Origin of the sequence: Moorena sp. SIO2C4 (assembly GCF_010672485.1) — a bacterium.
GTDB lineage: Bacteria > Cyanobacteriota > Cyanobacteriia > Cyanobacteriales > Coleofasciculaceae > Moorena > Moorena producens.
This window is the reverse complement of record NZ_JAAHGN010001183.1, coordinates 1-2,169: the sequence shown is the minus strand read 5'-3', so window position 1 is coordinate 2,169 and position 2,169 is coordinate 1. Positions and strand designations below refer to the sequence as shown.

Below are 2,169 nucleotides of genomic sequence, written 5' to 3'. Positions count from 1 at the left end.
TTGACCTTGGCGAATTAAATTCGCCACGGGTCGCACCTCTGCATCGCTTCTAAACTCCGAAACCTAGTCAATGCTTACTTTTGACTTCTGACTTCTCACTTGAGACTTGCACGTAGCGCTATACCTCCTCAGCATGTGTAGCTCGGATAAATGAAATTGGTACACCTTATCCCTCTTATACCTTTTGTAGTTTTTAGGATTTTAAACCCTTTAAAGGTTTTGCACGCTTATCCTCCCTTCGTTTCTCCCTCGTGCCTATACAATTGTGATATAACCAAAAAAATTATCAGACAAGTATTCCGGATTTTCCTCTAACTGGATTGAAAAATTAATAATAGGCATCACCACTTGACCTTTCATTATTATTATCAAATTGCTTCACAATTTTCACACAAAGTCTCACTAAACTTAAACTATTGATAAAGATTATGAATGAAAAATATTTTTAGTATTAAACCCGAGTTAACATTCCAAAAAAATCGTTATAATTTAGCAGGTTTTTATGGACAAATAGAAAAATATATTTTTCTCCTTTAGGAGAGTAATTCCTGGGTGTGCTGCCACTCTAAACCCTCAGTAGCAGTAAAGATATTTTTCTCGTTAATAGAGAAAAATATGCCTCTGCTAATGACTTAAAATTCAAGGATTCAAACAATCAAAACCCACAGAGTTAGCACATACTAAACACTTATGAGTACCAGAGATACTAATCAAATAAATGGCAGAAACAGTAATCAAATAAATGACACAGAGATTAATCAAATAAATGGCACAGAGCACGATGACGACCTCCGAGGTAGCGATGAACAAGTTGTACGAGATGAGATCTACGGCCAAGGGGGTGCTGACAGTCTATTCGGAGGTCCCGGAGGTGACTATATCAACCCTGGTATTGATAATTCTGCTGATGTGATCTGGTATAAGACGTTTTCCGAGAGGACGGACCTGATCGAAAACTTCGATCCCAACGATGAAGATATTGTGGTTCTAACCTCTGGTTTCTTTTGGGATCTTGTTGAAGAATACGGTTTGAATTCAGATGCCAATGTTGACGATTGGTTGAAAATTGAGTTGGAAATTGATCAGTTTGGTTCACATGCTCTTATTAAAGTAGATCGAGATGGTCTTCAAGGCAACACCCCCTTCAGAACATTAGCTACCCTGAAAAATGTTGATCCAAACGATCTAACTATAGATATTCAAGAAGATGGCGATTTTATCATCGGATGATTAACCACAGGTGATTTAGGATTGTCAAGATCAGCTTCGAGGTTACGTGTGGAACCAATCAGCAATCCGGTCAGTCTTCAACCCAAGACTGTCAGATGGGTTTCCAGCGTCTACTCGGACAAAATATCCACTTTGGAACTGGGAAGCATCTACCCATGACTAATCTCTAGTTCTCAACAAAGATAATAAATATGTTTCAGCTTAAAAACCACAAGTGCTTCTCTTTGAGAACAGGTATTGTCAGCCTGATCGGTGTGGCCAGTTTATTGGATACTAATCCTGCCTCAGCTGCCATCATCACTAATGGTAGTTTTGAAAACGATTTTACGGGCTGGGAAACATTGGGTAGTGCTTCTGTGCGCACCGCAGGTTTTGGTAGTAAACCTACTGACGGCAGTTTCTATGCCCAGCTAGATACATTCCTTCCCCAGGAAAAAGAGAACTTCCTGGAGCTAGCCAATTTTCTAGAGCTGAACATTACAGCGCTGGATAATCTGGGCGCGGGAAAGGGGGAGGTGTTTGAAGGATCAGCAATCAGAACTACCTTTACAGCCGTTGCAGGAGATGTGCTTAATTTCGATTACAACTTCCTCACAGATGATTACGGTTCCGAATATTTTAATGACTTCGCTTTTGTGGGAATTTCCGGTCAGGTGAGTGGTTTGGCTGATACGTTCTCAGTATTAGCTGATTCCATGACACCTTTTGTGAATGAAACTGGTTTTAGCACCTACTCTCAGACAATTGCTGCTTCTGGAACCTACACCTTCACCATAGGTGTGACAGATGTTGGGGATGGTGCTTTTGATTCAGGACTACTAATCGATAATGTCAATGTAGTCAGACTGGAACCAACTGATCCCCCCTCCGTTCCAACACCAACTGATCCCACCTCCGTTCCAGAACCAACCTCTATATTGGCGTTAATAGCCATCGGGA

1 protein-coding gene and 1 pseudogene are annotated in these 2,169 nt (G+C 40.8%); both read left to right on the top strand.

The genetic code is table 11. The features are described from left to right. The first annotated feature begins 690 nt into the window (after positions 1 to 690). Positions 691 to 1,230: a hypothetical protein gene (locus F6K20_RS35350; RefSeq protein WP_009149351.1), complete on the top strand. Its 540-nt coding sequence runs from the start codon at positions 691 to 693 to the stop codon at positions 1,228 to 1,230. 191 nt (positions 1,231 to 1,421) lie between these two features. Continuing rightward, positions 1,422 to 2,169 (top strand): annotated as a pseudogene (locus F6K20_RS35345) (hypothetical protein); the annotation flags it as partial.

Bases quoted from the DNA above. Each gene is read 5' to 3' on its own strand.
- F6K20_RS35350 (WP_009149351.1), top strand. From the start codon at position 691: ATGAGTACCAGAGATACTAATCAAATAAATGGCAGAAACAGTAATCAA.